This is a genomic window from Thermodesulfobacteriota bacterium (assembly GCA_040753795.1).
Classification (GTDB): Bacteria; Desulfobacterota; Desulfobacteria; order Desulfobacterales; family Desulfosudaceae; genus JBFMDX01.
This window is the reverse complement of the sequence record JBFMDX010000006.1, coordinates 79,038-97,840: the sequence shown is the minus strand read 5'-3', so window position 1 is coordinate 97,840 and position 18,803 is coordinate 79,038. Positions and strand designations below refer to the sequence as shown.

Annotated in this window: 21 protein-coding genes and 1 tRNA gene; 17 read left to right on the top strand and 5 right to left on the bottom strand. The window is 55.8% G+C overall.

Going from position 1 to position 18,803, the window contains the following annotated elements:
- Positions 1-35 precede the first annotated feature (35 nt).
- The 7 genes from AB1724_09420 to AB1724_09390 all read left to right on the top strand — a co-directional run bounded on the left by AB1724_09420 (position 36) and on the right by AB1724_09390 (position 5,210).
- On the top strand, positions 36-467 hold the full coding sequence (locus AB1724_09420) for a hydrogenase iron-sulfur subunit (protein ID MEW6078019.1): 432 nt from the start codon (positions 36-38) through the stop codon (positions 465-467).
- 1 nt (position 468) lies between these two features.
- Positions 469-1,416 (top strand): 4Fe-4S ferredoxin, encoded by a 948-nt coding sequence (locus tag AB1724_09415; GenBank protein ID MEW6078018.1) that lies wholly within the window; start codon positions 469-471, stop codon positions 1,414-1,416.
- A 14-nt stretch (positions 1,417-1,430) separates the two neighbouring features.
- The gene (locus AB1724_09410) at positions 1,431-2,498 is read left to right on the top strand and encodes a 4Fe-4S dicluster domain-containing protein (GenBank protein MEW6078017.1); all 1,068 of its coding nucleotides are present in this window, start codon (positions 1,431-1,433) and stop codon (positions 2,496-2,498) included.
- A gap of 14 nt (positions 2,499-2,512) precedes the next feature.
- Entirely contained in the window at positions 2,513-3,358 is an 846-nt protein-coding gene (locus AB1724_09405; GenBank protein ID MEW6078016.1) for an FAD/NAD(P)-binding protein, read from the top strand.
- Between the two features lie 175 nt (positions 3,359-3,533).
- Complete coding sequence (locus tag AB1724_09400) at positions 3,534-3,851, top strand: TusE/DsrC/DsvC family sulfur relay protein (GenBank protein ID MEW6078015.1); 318 nt, start codon at positions 3,534-3,536, stop codon at positions 3,849-3,851.
- Between the two features lie 75 nt (positions 3,852-3,926).
- Entirely contained in the window at positions 3,927-4,379 is a 453-nt protein-coding gene (locus tag AB1724_09395) for an AsnC family transcriptional regulator (GenBank protein MEW6078014.1), read from the top strand.
- Between the two features lie 15 nt (positions 4,380-4,394).
- Complete coding sequence (locus AB1724_09390; GenBank protein MEW6078013.1) at positions 4,395-5,210, top strand: nitrilase-related carbon-nitrogen hydrolase; 816 nt, start codon at positions 4,395-4,397, stop codon at positions 5,208-5,210.
- On the opposite strand, the gene truA is transcribed toward AB1724_09390, so the two are convergent.
- On the bottom strand, positions 5,195-5,953 hold the full coding sequence (gene truA / locus AB1724_09385) for a tRNA pseudouridine(38-40) synthase TruA (protein ID MEW6078012.1): 759 nt from the start codon (positions 5,951-5,953) through the stop codon (positions 5,195-5,197). The genes AB1724_09390 and truA overlap by 16 nt on opposite strands.
- A gap of 555 nt (positions 5,954-6,508) precedes the next feature.
- Between truA and AB1724_09380 the strand changes: the two genes are divergently transcribed.
- From AB1724_09380 to AB1724_09360, 5 genes are all read left to right on the top strand, one after another.
- Positions 6,509-6,769 (top strand): SH3 domain-containing protein, encoded by a 261-nt coding sequence (locus AB1724_09380; GenBank protein MEW6078011.1) that lies wholly within the window; start codon positions 6,509-6,511, stop codon positions 6,767-6,769.
- 186 nt (positions 6,770-6,955) lie between these two features.
- Positions 6,956-7,309, top strand: a complete 354-nt coding sequence (locus AB1724_09375) for a hypothetical protein (GenBank protein MEW6078010.1) — start codon at positions 6,956-6,958, stop codon at positions 7,307-7,309.
- A gap of 148 nt (positions 7,310-7,457) precedes the next feature.
- Entirely contained in the window at positions 7,458-7,694 is a 237-nt protein-coding gene (locus AB1724_09370) for a ribbon-helix-helix domain-containing protein (GenBank protein MEW6078009.1), read from the top strand.
- Positions 7,694-8,077, top strand: coding sequence for a type II toxin-antitoxin system VapC family toxin (locus AB1724_09365; protein ID MEW6078008.1), 384 nt, complete (start codon positions 7,694-7,696; stop codon positions 8,075-8,077). Before AB1724_09370 ends, AB1724_09365 begins: the two co-directional genes overlap by 1 nt.
- A gap of 14 nt (positions 8,078-8,091) precedes the next feature.
- Positions 8,092-8,724: an MBL fold metallo-hydrolase gene (locus tag AB1724_09360; protein ID MEW6078007.1), complete on the top strand. Its 633-nt coding sequence runs from the start codon at positions 8,092-8,094 to the stop codon at positions 8,722-8,724.
- A 55-nt stretch (positions 8,725-8,779) separates the two neighbouring features.
- On the opposite strand, the gene AB1724_09355 is transcribed toward AB1724_09360, so the two are convergent.
- The 4 genes from AB1724_09355 to AB1724_09340 form a co-directional block, all read right to left on the bottom strand.
- Positions 8,780-8,855, bottom strand: a tRNA-Arg gene (locus AB1724_09355).
- Between the two features lie 143 nt (positions 8,856-8,998).
- Positions 8,999-10,339: a folylpolyglutamate synthase/dihydrofolate synthase family protein gene (locus tag AB1724_09350; protein ID MEW6078006.1), complete on the bottom strand. Its 1,341-nt coding sequence runs from the start codon at positions 10,337-10,339 to the stop codon at positions 8,999-9,001.
- A 74-nt stretch (positions 10,340-10,413) separates the two neighbouring features.
- Positions 10,414-10,620 carry a 30S ribosomal protein S21 gene (rpsU, locus tag AB1724_09345; GenBank protein ID MEW6078005.1) on the bottom strand — a complete coding sequence of 69 codons (207 nt, stop codon included), beginning with the start codon at positions 10,618-10,620 and terminating at the stop codon, positions 10,414-10,416.
- A 190-nt stretch (positions 10,621-10,810) separates the two neighbouring features.
- A complete protein-coding gene (locus tag AB1724_09340; GenBank protein MEW6078004.1) occupies positions 10,811-11,485 on the bottom strand; it encodes an adenylate kinase in 675 nt (224 codons plus the stop codon).
- 424 nt (positions 11,486-11,909) lie between these two features.
- On the opposite strand from AB1724_09340, the gene rho reads away from it, so the two are divergent.
- The 5 genes from rho to AB1724_09315 all read left to right on the top strand — a co-directional run bounded on the left by rho (position 11,910) and on the right by AB1724_09315 (position 18,592).
- Complete coding sequence (gene rho / locus AB1724_09335; GenBank protein MEW6078003.1) at positions 11,910-13,154, top strand: transcription termination factor Rho; 1,245 nt, start codon at positions 11,910-11,912, stop codon at positions 13,152-13,154.
- Positions 13,155-13,215: 61 nt separating this feature from the next.
- Complete coding sequence (gene rpmE / locus AB1724_09330) at positions 13,216-13,437, top strand: 50S ribosomal protein L31 (GenBank protein ID MEW6078002.1); 222 nt, start codon at positions 13,216-13,218, stop codon at positions 13,435-13,437.
- A gap of 55 nt (positions 13,438-13,492) precedes the next feature.
- Positions 13,493-14,572, top strand: a complete 1,080-nt coding sequence (gene prfA / locus AB1724_09325) for a peptide chain release factor 1 (GenBank protein ID MEW6078001.1) — start codon at positions 13,493-13,495, stop codon at positions 14,570-14,572.
- Positions 14,562-15,455: a peptide chain release factor N(5)-glutamine methyltransferase gene (gene prmC / locus AB1724_09320; GenBank protein ID MEW6078000.1), complete on the top strand. Its 894-nt coding sequence runs from the start codon at positions 14,562-14,564 to the stop codon at positions 15,453-15,455. The genes prfA and prmC overlap by 11 nt, the downstream gene beginning before the upstream one ends.
- Before the next feature lie 161 nt (positions 15,456-15,616).
- The gene (locus AB1724_09315; GenBank protein MEW6077999.1) at positions 15,617-18,592 is read left to right on the top strand and encodes a molybdopterin-dependent oxidoreductase; all 2,976 of its coding nucleotides are present in this window, start codon (positions 15,617-15,619) and stop codon (positions 18,590-18,592) included.
- The last annotated feature ends 211 nt before the right edge of the window (positions 18,593-18,803 follow it).

Below are 18,803 nucleotides of genomic sequence, written 5' to 3'. Positions count from 1 at the left end.
AAACCAATTTTTTTAACATAAACGGAGAGACATAAATGGCTGACTGGGAACCGAAAATCGTAGCCTTCCTGTGTAACTGGTGCAGTTACGGCGCGGCCGATCTGGCCGGCGTCAGCAGGATGCAGTATCCCCCCAATATCCGGGTGGTCCGGCTGCCCTGCACCGGCCGCATGAGCCCCAAGTTCGCCCTGGCCGCTTTGCGGGAAGGTGCCGACGCCGTCTGGGTGTCGGGGTGACATCCGGGTGAATGCCATTACCTGGAAGGTAATTATTACGCGAGAAGAAAGTTTGCGCTGTTCAAGAACCTGATGGAATACATGGGGGTCGAACCCGGCCGGCTCCATTTCTCATGGATATCGTCGGCGGAATCCACCAAGTTCGTGAGGGTGGTCGAGGAAGTGACCGCGGAGGTCAAGAAAGTCGGCCCGAACACGCGTTACGCCAAGAAAGAGATCAAGGGAACGTGATATGCAGTCATATACTGAAAAAATAAGAGAGATCGCGAAAAAGCTCCTTGCCGAAAAGCGCGTCGACATGGTGGTCGGGTTTACCGGCGGTACCCTGCCGATGACATCCGTCCCCTTTTGCGCCCGGACCCCGGAGGAGGCGGAGACGCTTCATTATGACGGTTTCTGCGGCGCCAATCTGGCCAATTATCTGACGGATCGGAAGGAGAAGATCGGGATTGTGGCCAGGGGCTGCGAATCGAGAAGCGTGCTCAACCATATCGTGGAGAACAAAATCACCCGCGAGCAACTGGTGGTGATCGGCGTGCCCTGCACGGGAATGGTCGACCGGAAGAAGGTGGAAGCCCTTTACGATGGCGTGATTACAGAGGTGGCGGACCAGGGAGATACGTTGCTGGTCAGGGGAAGCGGCGGGGAGAAGAAGATCGACCGGGCGACCGTGGCGGACACGACCTGCGCGGTCTGCGTTCATCGCAATCCCGTCGTCCATGACGAGCTGGTCGGCGAGCCCGTCAAGGAACAGGACGGCGCCGTCCGTTATGAGATGGTCGAAGCCGTGGAAAAGATGTCTTCCGAGGAAAGATGGAACTTTTTTGAAGATATTTTTTCTTCCTGTATACGCTGTTATGCCTGCCGCAATGCCTGTCCCCTGTGCTATTGCCCGACCTGTTTCGTGGATGAGGCCAAACCTCAGTGGGTGGGCAAGGGCCAGGACGAAATCGATGTCCGTACCTTCCATTTTCTGAGGGCCTATCACTGCGCCGGAAGATGCGTGGACTGCGGCGCCTGCGTCCGGGCCTGTCCCATGAACATCAATGTCCGGCTGCTGACCAAGAAGCTGGAAAAGGACTGCCTGGAACTGTTCAACTGGGAATCCGGCATGACCACCGATAAGCGTCCCGCGCTGGACGGTTTTTCATCCAATGATCCCGGAGATTTTATCAAATAGGTATAGAGGACCCCATGGCGAAAACAATCAAGATAGACAAACAGAAATGGCGCGATGAGTTTGCCCGCGTGGCGGATAAGTACCGCGTGATCGCTCCTCAAATCCAGGACGGCGTCTGTGACTTCCGTCAACTGGAAAAAGGCGAAACGCCGGAGCTGAACTTTTCCAATACGCGGCTTTCTCCCAAGGCGGTGACGTTCCCGCAGACCGAGACCCTGTTCGAATACACCCTCGATCCGGCCGATCCGGATTGCAATATCATGAAATCGCCCGCGGGGGAACCGATGCCCACGGCGGTGGTGGGCATACGGCCCTGCGATGCCCGGGCCATGACCCTGGTGAAGCTGAACTTTGACACGCCCGATTATCAGGACCCTTACTGGCTCAAGCGGTATGAGGCGACTACCTTCGTGGGCCTGGCCTGTGACAATCCCTGCCCGACCTGCTTCTGCTCTTCGGTCGGCGGCGGTCCCTATGATGAAACCGGGCTGGACATGCTCCTGGCTGACCGCGGGGATTTTCTGCTGGCCAAATCCCTGACCCCCAAGGGTGACGAATTCCTGAAAACCGGCGGATGGGATGCCCCGGCCGGAGCGGCCGACGATCTGGCGGCGGCGGGGAAAGCCGCCGCGGAGAAGATCACCACCGCCGTCCCCACGGACAAACTGGCGGAGAAATCACTCCTGGATCTGTATAATGCGCCGTTCTGGTCATCCCTCGGGTTTTCCTGTATTAATTGCGGTACCTGCACCTTCCTCTGCCCCACCTGCTGGTGCTTTGACATCCAGGACGAGAATCACCGGAAAAAGGGCGTGCGGATGCGCAACTGGGACAGTTGCATGTTCCCCCTGTTCACGGTGCATACCACCGGTCACAACCCCCGGGGTGAGAAGATTCAGCGGGTCCGTCAGCGGTTTATGCACAAACTCAAATATTTTCTGGATAAATATCAGGCGGGTGTCATGTGTACCGGTTGCGGCCGCTGCGTTCGCAAGTGCCCGGTCAACATCGACATCCGCGCGGTCTGTAAAATGATGAACAGCTATGAAGCTTCCAATCAGCCGTCATGCAAGGCGTCATGACAAGAGGAGTAAGTATGCGCAATCCATATCTGCCTTATCCGGTTCGCATTGATGATATAAAAACAGAGACCGAAGACCGCAGCTTAAAGACGTTCAAATTCGTTTTCATCGATCCCGCGGACGAGGACAAGTTCGCCTACCAGGCGGGCCAGTTCGCCGAGCTGTCGGTCACCGGCAAGGGCGAAATTCCCATCGGCATCGCTTCTTCTCCGGTGGAAAAAGGGTTTGTGAAGTTCACGGTCAACCGGGCCGGCGTGGTGACGACCCACCTGCACAACATGCGCGTGGGAGATGTCATGGGCATCCGCGGGCCCCTGGGGAACAGCTATCCCTGGAAGATGCTGCAGGGGAAAAACGTCCTGATCGTCGGCGGCGGTTTTGCCTTTACCACGCTGCGCTCGTCCATCGTTTACATGCTCGATCCGGCCAACCGCAAGAATTACGGTAATATAGACGTGGTCTACGGCGCCCGCACCCCGGGCATGCTCCTGTATCTTGACGAACTGGCCGAGTGGGAGAAACGGAACGATATCAACATGCACATTACGGTGGACGGCACCAAGGATCCGAGCTGGAAATACCATGTCGGTTTCGTGCCGCCGGTGGTCGAGGAGTTCGCTCCCAAGGGCGGCCCGGACAGCTACGCCATTATCTGCGGTCCACCGGTCATGATCAAATTCACCCTGCCGGTTTTAGAAAAGCTGGGATACGGTCATGACAATATCATCATGTCCCTGGAAAACCGGATGAAATGCGGGATCGGCATGTGCGGCCGGTGCAATATCGGCAAAGAACTGGTATGCAAGGACGGGCCGGTGTTTACGCTGTCCGAGTTGAACCGGACCCCGAAAGAATATTAGCTTTTTCAGTAAGATATCCGGTTGATGATAAATAGCTTGACAAGCCGGAAAACGGACGTTATTGTAAAAAATTTGAAAAAGAAAGATTGTCATAACGATTCGAAGATAAAGAAGAATCAGGGATCGAGAGAGATCGGAACGGGCATATAAGAAACCATAAAGGAGGTTGACTCAAATGGCAACAATTGAATTCCAGGGCAAGACATTTAACGTGGATGAAGACGGTTTTATTGAATCCTATAAAGAATTCTGTGAAGAATGGGTTCAGTGGGTAAAGAAGGAAGAAGGCATTGAGGAACTGAACGAGGAACATCGTCAGGTCATCAAGATCCTTCAGGACTATTACGAGAAAAACGGCATCGCTCCCATGGTCCGTATTCTTTCCAAGCTCACCGGTTTCAAACTGAAACACATCTATGAGCTGTTCCCCTCAGGACCGGGCAAGGGAGCCTGCAAAATGGCCGGACTGCCCAAGCCGACCGGTTGCGTGTAACCGCTCGTTGTTTTTTGGTTATTGATTGATAAAAAAGCCCTGATAGGATCAGGGCTTTTTTGTTTTGGGGGGATAATGGAGCTTGACGCCGTCGACAAGCGGATTATAAATTCGATCCAGTCGGATTTCCCGATAGACAAAGAGCCGTTTAAAAAGATTGCCGGGGATTTGGGGATAACCGAAGAGGAGGTGCTGACCCGGGTGAGGGTGTTAAAGGACGCCGGCATCATCCGGCGGATCGGCGGGAATTTTGCCCCGGACAAGCTCGGGTATGTCAGCACCCTGTGCGCGGCCCGGGTGCCGGCGGAAAAGCTGGATGCCTTTGCCGAAGCGGTCAATACCTATTCCGGGGTCACTCACAATTATGTCCGGGATGACGACGTTAACGTCTGGTTCACGTTTATCGCGCCTTCCATGGACCGGATCGAAGAGAGCCTGGCGGAGATCCGGCGCCGGACCGGGGTGGCCGAGATCATGAGCCTTCCCGCCACCAGGGTGTTTAAGATCAAGGCGGAGTTCGTCCTTTGACGGCTGGGGTATGTTATGAAAGACATGCGCGTGGCGATGGTCACCTGCCGCTGTCCGGCCGGTGACTTCCGCCGCAATCTTGACAACACCGTTTCCTGGACCCTTCAGGCCAAATCCGCCGGAGCGGCCATGGTCTGCTTTCCGGAGTTGAATATTTCCGGGTATGGACTCCGTTTCGGCGACTACCGCAAAGTGGCGGAACATTTTCCGGATATCACCGCTGAACTGTCCGGCCTGGCCCAACGGGAGAACATGACGGTTCTGGCCGGCACCGTCCGGCAGGATAAAACCAGCGATCTGCTTCTGCCCTGCCATGTGACGGCCTTTGCCCACGGCGGCATCGAAATTTACGACAAGCTGCATATCGCGCCGCCGGAAACTTTTTCCTTTGTGCCCGGCAATTCGGTTCCGCTTTTCGGGGACCAGCGGTTCCGGTTCGGCATTCAACTCTGTTATGACGCCCATTTCCCGGAATTATCCACCCGCATGGCCTTGATGGGCGCCGACGCGATTTTTTTCCCCCATGCTTCCCCGCGGGGCGCCACCTCCCAGGAGAAGTTTGACTCCTGGATGCGTCATCTCACGGCCCGGGCCTATGACAACGGTCTGTTCGTGGCGGCCTGCAACCAGTCGGGCGACAATGGCGTCGGGCTGGCGTTCCAGGGGGTGGCCCTGGTCATCGGGCCGGACGGAAAGATAATGGACAGTCTGCTGGGGCCGGACCAGATGCTGGTGGTCGACCTTCCGGCCGCCGACCTTGCCAACGTCCGCGATCACCGCATGCGCTATTTCCTTCCCAACCGCCGGCCGGACATCTACGGCACGGATTGATCCGGATATTCCACGTTCATCAGAAACAACCCCTGGGGAGGGGCGGTAGCGCCGGCCAGGGACCGGTCCCGGGCGGCAAGGATTCTTCCCATGTCATCAGGGGTGAGTTTATTCAGGCCGATCTCCGCCAGCGTTCCCACGATATTTCTGACCATGTGTTTTAAAAACCCGTTGGCCGTGATGTCAAAATAAAGATGGCCGTCCGGGGCGTCATGAAGAATCGCGGCCATTACATTTCTGACGGAGCTGCCCTGGGGGCTGCCGGCGCCTTCAAACGAGGTGAAGTCGTGTTCGCCGGTGATGTGGGGAAGGGCTTGCCGCATGGCCGCAATATCCAGTTGCCGGCGGATGTGCCAGACGTACTGGCGGCCGATGGCCGGGGGAAGAAGGCGGTTTAAGATCCGGTACTGGTAGGTCTTGCGTTGGGCGTCAAACCGGGCGTGGAATTCGTCCGGGGCGTACTGGCAGTCGCGGATGACGATGTCGTCGTCCAGCAGGCTGTTCAGGCCCTGCTGGAAATTGTCCGGCGTCAGGCGGGTGTCGCACCGGAAGCTGGCCGTCTGGGCCAGGGCATGGACCCCGGCGTCGGTTCGGCCGGAGCCGGTCACCGACACCTGCTGCCGGGTCATGGTCAGGAGGGCGGCTTCGATTTCTCCCTGGATGGTGCGGTCGGTGGCCTGCCGCTGCCAGCCGTGATAATGGGTGCCGTCGTATTCGATGATGAGTTTGAAGGTTCGGAGCATATTGCGTTTATTTCTATTATTGATCAGGGTTGAACATAGGGTTGAGAATGTGGTCTCCCGGAGAGCCGTGCTTATGCGCGCCACGACCCTTTTGGGGGCCGGACAAATCCATCTGCTGAATTTCTCGAACTCGGGCTGTCCGGAATCACCGGAATCCACTACCTGGCACCCTCAGACAGCGAGAAATTCTTAACGCAGCTGGATTTATCCGGCTCTTCCCCAACGGCTCGAGCGGCGCTCATCAGCACGACTCTCCGGGAGGTCATTATGCTTAGGGATGCAGAGCGAACAATCGCAGTGCATCCGCTCATTCCAATTCTATAATAATCGTTTGTAATTAACGAAAAAAATGGCAAAATGCAAACTGGGGACACAAACGAGCACGCGACCTAATATATCAATGCTGGCCTATCAATAATGAAGATATATCAGATAATGTTATTTGTTCTTACATTGATGACTAGCTGTACGCCAATCAGAAACCATGACAGCGTCAGGACTTTCACTCCAGGGAACTTGGCGCTTATTCAGTCAACGCCTGCGCCAATCCGATCTATGCCGGATTTCGGTTCGCCTGTCATCGGCTCTGCGTCTGTTGATGATCATGTTACTGTACTGGCTGTGCAGGAGAATTGGGTAAGCGTGCGCAGGCAAAATATTGAAGGGTGGATACACGAATATGCCTTTATGGATTACGCAAGGCGTTCAGCACAAGAGCAGCAGCCCATCATTTCTCCGCAGCTTTCCCCATCAGAGGAATTCGAGCAGAATGTGAATATTGTTGTTGATTATTTAACAAACAACCCCAGTTGGTAATAATATAATCAGAATGACCAGGGCAATTTATCGGATGCTCTTAGCGCCGATGACCGCAAACGTTAAACAAATCAGGCCAACATGACCTACCACCTCAAATTTTCAACGCATCTTTCGGCCACGCCGGAAAAGGTATGGACGTGGATGACATCCTTTGGCGGGATCTCAAAGGAGATGGCGCCGTATATGCGCATGTCGGCGCCGCCGGGCGTCACGGATTTGACGTCTATTGTTGTTACCCCGGGCAAGCGACTTTTTCGAAGCTGGATCCTGCTTTTCGGCGTCATCCCGTTCGACTTTTCCGACCTGACGCTGGAAAGCCTGGAGCCCGGCGTCGGCCTGGTGGAACAGTCCCCCATGGGCTCGATGCGCCTGTGGCGGCATGTCCGCCGCATTGAGGCCGCTTCCGCCGGGTGCATCCTCACCGACGAACTGACCTTTGAGCCGCGTTTTGCCGGCCGGCTGACGAACAGGATCATCAAGGCGTTTTTTCGGCACCGCCACCGCATGCTGGCACGGTATCTGGGAAGTGTCGCCTGAGTTGCCATGTTGGTGTTAATTGGGGGCCGTCATTTGTTCTGGCCATCCGGCCGATCAAAATAAGAGGCTTTCTGGCTGCCGTGTCTGGTTATTGACAGAGGGAAAAAGTGATGTATAATGATGATGTATACATCAATGGAGATGAAATATGATTCGCACTCAAATATATCTTACCGATCGCCAGCGTGCGGAACTGGCCGCCATTTCAAAAGCTCTGGGGAAAAAGCAGAGCGAGCTTATCCGGGAGGCTGTTGACAGCCTCATCCATCAGGCAAGTCCTGACCGGCGGCAAAGCGTATTGAGGGAGGCAGCCGGAATCTGGAAGGATAGAAAGGATCTTCCCGACTTCAAGACAATCCGGAAGGAATGGGACAGGCATAAATAATGGCGGCAATTTTTCTTCCCGACACGGATGTGCTGGTGGATTTCTTTCGGGGTTACAGTAAGGCAGAGTCTTTTGTTACCGCCCATTCTTCCCGGATTGTTCTTTCGGCCGTCGTTGTCGCCGAGTTGTATGCCGGAGTGAAAAGGGAGCAGGAACAAGCGGTGTTGGAACAATTTGTCTCCCTTTTTCCCGTTATCCCGGTAAACGCCGAGATTGCCCGGAGGGGAGGCCTCTATAAGCGTGAGTATGGCCGCTCTCACGGGGTCGGACTGGCCGACGCGATCATAGCTGCTACCTGCGAGGTGGAGAAATCCGCACTGAAAACACTTAATATCAAAAATTACCCCATGATCAAGGGGTTAACACCGGTTTATGTAAAGTAGGATAAGTTTCTGCCATGGATATCCGACAGATCAAATTAAGCCGCATGGACACGTTCTGCTACCTGGTCGGGGACGAGGCCGTCAAAACCTGTGCCCTGATCGATCCGGCCTTTGACACCGACAAGATTGTCCGGATGGTGAAGGCCGCGGGCTACACGGTGGCCTGTGTCATCAACACCCATGGGCACGCCGACCATTGCGCCGGCAACGCCGCCGTCATCAAGGCCACCGGCGCCAAACTGATGATTCATGAAAATGACGCCGACCGGCTCAAAGGGGTAGTCAGCGGTGTTTTCTCCGCGGCCCTGGGCGGCCGGCCGTCACCCCGGCCGGACAAGCTGCTGCGGCATAAGGACGACATCGCCGTCGGCGGCATCAAGCTGACCGCTCTGCACACGCCCGGCCATACACCGGGCGGCATCTGCCTGTACACCCCCGGTCATGTTTTCACGGGCGACACGCTCTTTGTGGGCGCCGTGGGCCGGACCGACATGCCCGGCGGTTCGACCCGGACCCTGCTGGCGTCCATCAAAGACCAGATTTACACGCTTCCCGGTGACACCATTGTCTGGCCCGGCCACGACTATGGCGAGACGCCTTCCTCGACCGTGGCCAGGGAAAGAGCGACCAATCCTTTTACCCTGTAAAAATAGAAAAACCGGCCAGCAACTGACCGGTTTTTTATTGTGAGACTATTTAGTGTGGCGCGCCCGGCAGGATTCGAACCTGCGATCTCCAGCTCCGGAGGCTGACGCCCTATCCCCTGGGCTACGGGCGCACAGGCACATATTTACCAGTTTCCCCGATCATGTCAACACCAAATTCCACCCCGAAGCTTTTTGGCCAAGTGAATTTTGCGTCCAGCAACAGCAAGGATGAGGAAAGAAAGGCGGTAAAATAAAATCCGGCCGCAACGGCGGATCAGATCAGAAACATTTCTCCGGAGGCGGCCTTCGGGGTTTCGCCACGGATGATGCCCATTTTCGTCAAGGCGTGCCTGGCCTCGCCGGCCACGTACAGTGACCCGGAGATGCATATGGCGTCGGCCGGGGACGCTTTGTCGACCGCCTGGCGCACGGCTTCCTCCACGGACCCGGCGATTTCAAACCGGCGCTTCATGGGGCGGACGATCCGGGCCAGGACCTGGGGTTCGATGGCGCGCCCGATTTTTGCCCGGGTCAGGATGACGCTGTCGCTTAAGGGCACCAGTTTTTTGAGCATGGCCTCATAGGGCTTGTCGTCCAGGATGCCGATGACCAGCAGGATTTTCTTCCCGGCCAGCTCCGCGGACGTGGACAGGTACCGGGACAGGATTCCGGCCCCGGCCAGGTTGTGGGCGCCGTCAATGATGACCAGGGGATTGTTGGAAACGATTTCCAGTCTGGCCGGCCATCTGACTTCCAGCAACCCCTGGCGGATGCTTTCTTCGGGGATGGACAGGCGGCCGCGGGAGTTCAGCACCTCGCAGGCAGCCACGGCCAGGGCGGCGTTGCTGGTCTGGTGCGCGCCGGGGAGGCGGGTACTCAAGTTCTTGATCTTCATAGCCGGACCGGAATAGGAGAAGTCCCCGGAACGGTGTCGCCTGACCGTAAACTGTTCGCCCAGCCGGAAACAGTCCGCTTTCTTTTCCTTCGCCGTCTGCCGGATGACGGCTATGGCCGATTCCTGGCGGACGGCGGTGATCAGGGGCACCCGGGGCTTGATGATGCCGGCTTTTTCACCGGCGATGGCGGCCAGGGTCTTCCCCAGGTAAGCCTGGTGCTCCAGGGAAATATTGGTGATGATGGAAAGAATCGGCGTCAACACGTTGGTGGCGTCATAGCGGCCGCCCATGCCGGTCTCAATCACCGCTACGTCGACCTTTTGCCGGGCAAATTCATAAAAGGCCATGGCGGTGGTGTATTCAAAAAAAGTCGGCGGCCGTTTCCTTCCGTGTTTGTCTTTAACCGCTTTATAGGCGGCGGCGACCCGGCTGTCGCTGATCTCGCGACCGTTGATTTTAATGCGTTCGTTGAAGCGGATCAGATGGGGGGAGGTGTATAGCCCCACCTTGTATCCCGCCCGCGACAGAATCGTCGTCAGCATGGAAGCGGTGGAACCTTTGCCGTTGCTGCCGGCGATGTGGATGGCGGGGTATTGGCGCTGGGGATGACCCAGGGCCGCCAGAATGGCGCGGATGGTGGCCAGTTCCAGCCTGATGCCGAACCGCCGGAGCTGGAACATCTCTTCCAGGCAGCGGTCATAGGGGGTTTTTCTGCTCATGGCTTTTTCCAATAAAAAACCCGGCCATAAGGTAATGACCGGGTTTTTAAACAATAAATCCTGCTGTGAAACAATTACCGGTAGCGGCGTCGTTTGACTTCGGCGATGCGCTGCCGTCGCATGGCTTCACGCTCTTTGCGTCGCTTGAACTCGCTCGGTTTTTCATAGGTTTTTCTGAGTCTCAACCGTTTGAACAGGCCGTCGTTCTGAATCTTCTTCTTCAGAATTTTCATGGCCTTTTCCAAGTCGTTGTCAATGACGCGGACTTCAATCTCTTTCAAATTGCCTCACCCTTTCTATCCTTCAAAATCTTTCTGATTCCGAAGGTTTGTATTTGTCAGGCTTCAATAAGCCTGTTCAAGCCGGTGATACTATCAGATTAAAACGGTTTAGCAAGAAAAATTTTACAGGGCACCGCTGATTTTTAACGATGCCCTGTAACATAATGTTGTTTATAATTATTTTAAAATATTACAACTTCGAAACCAGCTCGTCGGTCACGGTTTTCACATCCGGTTTGCCGTCTAAGGGGATGTATTTCATGCCCTTGCTTTTGGCGGCCAGGTCTTTGAAATAATAAGCGGCGGCCAGGGTCCCGGTGTTGGTGTCGTAATAAATGTCATGGCGCTTGCTGATGGCGGCTTCATCCTGATCGTCGCTGCGGGTCTTCAGATCGCCGCCGCAGACGCGGCATTTGTCGCCGTTGGGCTTGATGGCGTCGATGAAAATATTGTTGGGATGGTTGTTGTCGTTGACGCACAACCGGCGGCCCATGATTCTGTCTTTGGCGATCTGCCGGTCCAGGACGATTTCCACCACGATATCCAGGTTCAGTCCCTTGGCCTTCAGGGCTTCATCCAGTTTGACCGCCTGGACCTTGTTCCGGGGGAAGCCGTCCAGCAGCCAGCCCTTTTTGCAGTCCGGTTCCTGCAGGCGGTCGAGGATCATGGGGATGGTGATTTCGTCCGGGACCAGATCGCCGCGGTCGATATAGCCTTTGGCTTCTTTCCCCAGGGCGGTGCCCTTGGAGATGTTATCCCGGAAAATAGCACCGGATTCAATGTGAGGCAGGTCGTACTTCTTCTTCAGAATGGCGCCCTGGGTGCCTTTACCGCTTCCGTTGGGACCGAAAAACAGAACGTTCATTTCTTTCTCCTTATATGATTTTGTTGACAGGTTCGAGTCCTTCACTTGCCGATGGCAAAAAAATTCATTTATAAAAATATGGCCTTGTTTGTCAAGCCCCAAATAATCATTTTCCGAATATTTCATGCGGAAATTGCTTGACACGGCCGATTTTTATTTTATATACAGGAAACGAACATAATCGTTGCCCGCCTTTTGATGAACACCCAGGCACCGTTTTTTTAAGCAGGCTTTTAAGCAGGTTTTTCAAATTTTCGCAGGACAATCAATAGTCAGGTTTTTATTTCAGGTAAATTGATGTAACCACCTCAGGCGTCTCGGACATTGTCGCGCGGACGGTCATATCAGGAATATCCAGTCGCCGGACACGGCCACCCTGTTACCGGCATAACATACCACATCAATCAGCAAAGGTGATCACCGTATGAATTTATCGGAATTGAAAAAGAAAAAGATGGAGGAGTTGAAAACCATCGCCCACGAGCTGAATATCGACTATGCGGGCCTGAAAAAGCAGGAGCTGATTTTTGCCATCCTTCAGCATGAAGCGGAAAACAACGGCTATATTTTCGGCGAAAGCACGCTGGAAGTGCTGTCCGACGGCTTCGGTTTCTTACGATCCCCGGACTACAGCTACCTGCCGGGCCTGGATGATATTTATGTCTCCCCGTCGCAGATCCGTCGGTTTAATCTCAGAACGGGCGATATCGTTTCCGGCCAGATCCGACAGCCCAAGGAAAACGAGCGGTATTTTGCCCTGCTGAAAGTGGAAGCCATCAACCACGAAGACCCGGAGGTCGCCCGGGAGAAAACGTTCTTTGACAACCTGACGCCGCTTTTCCCCAACCAGAAGATCATGCTGGAGCGGGAGTCGGACAATTATTCCATGCGCATCATGGACCTGCTGACGCCCATTGGTTTCGGCCAGCGGGGGCTGATCGTTTCCCCTCCCCGGGCCGGCAAAACCATGCTGCTTCAGAATATCGCCAACAGCATCATCGCCAGCCACAAGAAGGTGGTCCCCTTTGTTCTGCTCATCGATGAACGGCCGGAGGAAGTGACCGACATGCAGCGTTCCGTCAACGCCGAGGTAATCAGTTCCACCTTCGACGAGCCGGCCGAACGGCATGTCCAGGTGGCGGAAATGGTCATTGAAAAAGCCAAACGCCAGGTGGAGCACAAGAAGGACGTGGTGATTCTCCTGGACAGCATCACCCGTCTGGCCCGGGCCTACAACTCGGTGGTGCCGTCCAGCGGCAAGGTCCTCTCCGGCGGCGTGGATTCCAACGCCCTGCATCGTCCCAAACGGTTTTTCGGCGCCGCTCGCAATATAGAGGAAGGCGGCAGCCTGACCATCCTTGCCACGGCCCTGATCGATACCGGCAGCCGCATGGACGAGGTTATTTTTGAGGAGTTCAAGGGAACCGGCAACATGGAGATCCATCTGGACAGAAAGCTGTCTGACCGGAGGGTGTATCCGGCCATCGACATCAACCGGTCGGGTACCCGTAAAGAAGAGTTGCTGGTGGACAGGAGTGTGCTCAACCGGGTCTGGGTGCTGCGGAAATTACTGGCTTCTTTAAATTCTGTGGATGGGATGGAATTTTTGCTTGATAAAATGAGCAGCACAAAGGATAATAAAGAATTTTTACAGGCCATGAATTCTTAGCGTCAAAAATACGACGGATTCAGGGCCTGACAATACAGACAGTGATAAGGGAGGAAGAAAAATGAAGACCGATATTCATCCGAAATTTTTTGAAGCCAGCGCCAGGTGCGTTTGCGGCAATGAATTCACGGTCGGTTCCACCAAGGAAACGATAAAGGTTGAAATCTGCTCCAAGTGCCATCCTTTTTTTACGGGCAAGCAGAAACTGGTGGATACCGCCGGAAGAATCGAGCGGTTCCGCCGGAAATACGCCAAATTCGAGGATCAGAAAAAGCAGCAGTAGTCGCCCGGGCCGAACAGTTAATAGCCGTTTTTGACGGCGGTTAAAAAGACAGCGGATGTTTGATAAGCTACAAGAGGTCGAAGGCCGTTTCTCCGAGTTGGAAACCCTCATGTCCGATCCGGGTGTTTACCAGAACAGGGCGACCTATCTGCGTTACAGCCAGGAGCACTCGGAACTGTCAAAAATTGTTGAAGTCTACCGCAAGTACAAAAAGACAAAAGAAGACCTGGAACAGAGCCGCGATCTGCTGAACGACCGGGACGTCGCCATAAAGGAACTGGCCAAACAGGAGGTCGAGATGCTGACCTCCCGGCTGGACCTGCTCGAGACTGAACTCAAGACCCAGCTCACCCCCAAAGACCCCAACGATTCCAAGAACGTCCTCATCGAAATCCGGGCCGGCACCGGCGGCGAAGAGGCGGCCCTTTTCGTTCATGACCTTTTCCGCATGTACTGGCGGTTTATTGAAAACAAGGGCTGGAAAGCCGAAATCATGGACAGCCATGAAACCGGTTCCGGCGGTTTCAAGGAAATCGTTTTCATGGTGTACGGCCAGGGCGCTTACAGTTGTTTTAAATACGAAAGCGGGACCCACCGGGTGCAGCGGGTCCCGGAAACCGAAGCCCAGGGCCGGATTCATACCTCGGCGGTGACGGTGGCGGTGCTGCCGGAAGCCGAAGAAGTGGAAGTCGACATCAATCCGGCCGACATCCGCACGGATATTTACCGGTCCAGCGGCCCGGGCGGCCAATCGGTCAACACCGCCGATTCCGCCGTCCGCCTGGTGCACCTGCCCACCGGTATCGTGGTGACCTGCCAGGAAGAAAGGTCCCAGTTGAAGAACAAGAACAAGGCCATGAAGGTTCTGCGCGCCCGTATTCTGGACCGCATGATCCAGGAGCAGAATGCCAAACGGGATGAAGATAGAAAGGAGCAGGTCGGCAGCGGCGACCGCAGCGGCCGGATCCGCACCTATAATTTCCCCCAGGGCCGGGTGACGGATCATCGCGCCGGCATCACGCTCTACAAGCTGGACTCCATTCTCCAGGGGCAGCTGGGGGAACTCTTCGACGGCCTGTCGGTTTATTTCAACACCCAGCAGCTCCAGTCGCTGGACGCCGGCCATGCCCAGTGACAACCCTCCCCGGAAGATTCTCGAGGTTCTTCGATTAACCACCGATTTTTTCCGTTCCCATGAGGTTGAAGGCCCCCGGGTTTCAGCGGAACTGCTGCTGGCCCATGCCCTCAAAACCGAGCGTCTCGATCTTTACCTGCGGTTTGATCAACCGCTTTCCTCCCATGAACTGGACGATTACCGGGAACTGGTCCGGAGGCGGCTGCGGCGGGAGCCGGTGGCCTATATCACCGGAGCCAAAGGGTTCTGGAATCTGACCCTGAACGTCACGCGGGACGTGCTGATCCCCCGCCCCGACACGGAGTGCCTGGTGGAAAACGCCCTGGCCGATCTGTCCCGGATTCGGGCTTCTTTAGGGCGGTCGCCGTCGGTTCTTGAATTGGCCACCGGCTCCGGCGCCGTTATCCTTTCGCTTGCGGCCGATTCGCCGGCCGGCCGGTTTTTCGCCTCCGATATTTCTCCGGCAGCGCTGCGTGTAGCCGGGGAAAACGCCCGGCGCTGTCTTCCGGACGAACGGGTTGTCTTTTTTGCCTCCGACTGGTTTGGGGCGGTCAAAGCCGCTGCCGCCTGTTTTGACATGATCGTCGTCAACCCGCCTTACATCCCCACCGCCGACATACCGGGACTGGAGCCGGAAATCCGTGATTACGAACCCCGATGGGCCCTGGACGGCGGCAGCGATGGACTGGATCATATCCGGCACATTATTGTCGAGGCCGGCCGATTTTTAACCCCCGGCGGCTTGCTGATGATGGAAATCGGCTGGGACCAGCAGCCCCGGATCCAGTCCCTGGCGGAGGAATCCGCCTGGTGCCGGGATGTTTCTTTTTCCCGGGACCTGGCCGGTCATGACCGGGTGGCCCGGTTACGGAAACAGGATTAACGGCCGGCGTTCCCGTTAACCGGTTTGGCAAATCCCCGGTTTAATAAAAGAGTTGCAACCCGGGCGTTTTATCCTTAAAATCCGAATACATTCTTTTCAATCTCCAACCATGCGGATTCCTTTCAAGTATTATCGATCATTCAAGTCAGGGGGGCTTTGCAATGAAAGAAATGAAAATCACCCGCAGAACCTTTTTAAGAGGAGCAGGCGCGACGGTGGCCCTGCTGTCCCTGAACTCTCTTGGTTTTCTGGGAGGCAACAGTGTCGCCAACGCCGCCGCAAAAACCATCGAAGACTGGGACTACACCGGCTGGGAGGATCTTCACCGGCAAGAGTGGACCTGGGACAAGGTCACCTACGGCACCCACCTGGTGGACTGCTATCCCGGCAACTGCCTGTGGCGGGTTTACTCCAGGGACGGCATCGTCTTCCGGGAAGAACAGGCGGCCAGGTATCCGGTCATCGATCCTTCCGGCCCGGACTTCAACCCCCGGGGATGCCAGAAAGGGGCTTCCTACAGCCTTCAGATGTATAATCCGGACCGCCTTAAATACCCCATGAAGCGGATCGGCGAAAGGGGAGGCGGCAAATGGAAACGGATCTCCTGGGACCAGTGCCTGACGGAAATCGCCGAAGGCCTGGTGGACGCTATGGCGGCCCAGGGGCCGGAATCCATCATTTTTGAGAGCGGTCCGGGCAACGGCGGGTGGCTGAACCTGATCGCCATTTACCGGCTGATGCTTGGCCTGGGCGCCACCGTCCTGGATGTGGATTCCACCATCGGCGACTTCAACCGCGGTATCTACGAAACATTCGGCAAGTTTCAGTTCATGGATTCGGTGGACGGCTGGTATTTTTCCAAACTGATCCTGATCTGGCACATGAACCCGGTTTATACCCGGATTCCGGACTACCATTTTATAGCGGAAGCCAGATACAACGGCGCCGATGTCGTCTCCATCGCGCCGGATTACAACCCCAGCACCATGCACGCCGATGAATACATTCCGGTGGAAATGGGTTCCGACGCCGCCCTGGGCCTGGCTGTCTGCCAGGTGCTTATCGAAAAGGGGTGGATCGATGTTCCGTTTGTCAAGGAGCAGACCGACCTGCCCCTGCTGGTCCGTTTAGACACCGGTCGGTTCCTGACCGTATCCGAAATCGAACCCGGGGGCAGGGCCGACCAGTTCTGTTTCTGGGACGCCAAGGCCGGCAAGGTGGTCAGGGCGCCCCTTGAAACCTTGAGACTCCCCTGCGATCCGGCCCTGGAGGGCGAGTTCCCGGTGACGCTGACGGACGGCAGGATTGTTACCGTTCGGCCGGTATTCCACAATTTGAAGGCGCTGCTGAACCGGGACTATACTCCCGAGAAATCGTCTAAAAACTGCGGGACGCATCCGGACACCATCCGGCGGCTGGCGGAAAAATGTTACCGGGCCAGCGGCAAAATTCAGGTGCTGGTGGGCTGGAACTCACCCAAGTACTACCACGGTGATTTGATCGAGCGGGCCATGTGCCTGGTGCTGGCCCTGACCGGCAGCTACGGCAAAAAAGGGTGCGGCATCCGCGGCTGGAACGAATCCCTGTTCGAAGGGTCTCTGGCGCAGACATTCAAGCGCAAGATCGGGCTGTCATACGCCACTGAAGAACTGCGTCTGGTCCAGGGGATCTGGAACAAATATAAGATGGAAGACCCCACCCGTTCGGATGAAATGGCCTCCATCGAGCAGGAACGGGTCATTGACCGGAGCATGTTCAGCACGACCATCCCCGTTTTCCTCTATTACAATCATTCCGACTATAAAAAGGCGTGGGACAACAGGGCCTGGCACTGCCCGACCATGAAGCGCGAGTTTAAGGAATATTATGATGAAGCGGTCTCCAAAGGCTGGTGGGAAGGATACGTCAAGCCTGCCCCGGATCAGACGCCGCTGGTCTACCTCTGGGTGGGCAGTAACCCGGCCCGGAAAAACAGGGGCTGGATGAAAAATATTCTCGGCTCCCTGTGGAACAAATACAAACTTATTTTCGGTTTTGAAACCCGCTGGACGACTACCCTTTTGTACGGCGATTACGCCCTGCCGTGTGCCGGCTTTTATGAAAAGCTTGACACCCGCTTTCCCACCCCCCATGTCCCCTGGCTGACGTTAACGGACGGGGCCGTCAAGCCGGTGGGGGAGACCAAAACCGAATGGGAAATCTGCCGGCTGCTGGCTGAAAAAATTGAACTGGTCGCGAAAAAGCGGGATCAGACGCGGTTTAAGACCAGATATCCGGTCCAGGAGGAAGCCAGGCTGCTGGTGCAGCATTTACAGACCCGGGACAGGGACTGCAACATTGATCTCCGGAATATTGCTGAAGCACAGCGCATGGGCGCGGAGAATTTCGAGGAGTTGATGGAAGATGCCCTGGAGACCAGCATCATGCTGGGCAACATGCCGCCGGGGACCAACCTGGAATTCATGAGAAAAGAGGGTATTGTCCGGTTCACCGGTGTCTCCATCTTTGATCCGGTGTCCATGAACCTGGCCACGGATATCAAGCCGGATGAGCCGATCGTTCCGTTGACCTGGCATACCGGAGATAAAAAGGTCCCCTACCCGACCTACAACCGGCGGATTCAGTTTTACATTGATCACCCCTGGTTTTTGGAAGCCGGAGAAGGGTTACCGGTGCACAAGGACAACCCGAAAATCGGCGGCGATTACCCCTTGCGAATGACCAGCGGTCATCAGCGCTGGAGCATTCATTCCATCTGGATCAGCAACGAACAGCTCCTGCGGACCCACCAGGGCCGGCCGTTCATGTTCATGAGCAGGGAAGACGCCGACAAACGGGGCATCAGGGACGGCGACCTGGTCCGGGTTCACAACGATTTTGACGATTTCAAGATTCATGTCAAGGTGACGCCGGCGGCCCGTCCGGAAAAAGGCGCGGCCAGGCCTGGCCAGGTGATCGTCTACCACGCCTGGGAGCCGTTCATGTTCCCCGGGTGGAAGAGTTATGACGCGGCCATCCCGGGCATGATCAAATGGCTGGACCTGATCAACGATTACGGCCATCTCCGGTTCTGGCGGTGGAACTGGTGCGCCAATCCGGTCGACCGGGCGATAGCCGTGGAAGTAGCCAGGGCCTGATCCGTTATTCCGGGATCAAGCCGGAAGAATAGCCCGATTTTTTTTATCCGGCGAACAAAAAAAATGTTGTTTCGCCACGTGGCTTTTGATACTATCCGACATTTATAATTTGGATAGGGCTGTAAAAACACACGTTTTCTGACCGGACGCCGGTGTGCCCGCGGCTCGGGGTGCGGCGCCGGGATGATGAAAACGGAGGAAAAACAAAATT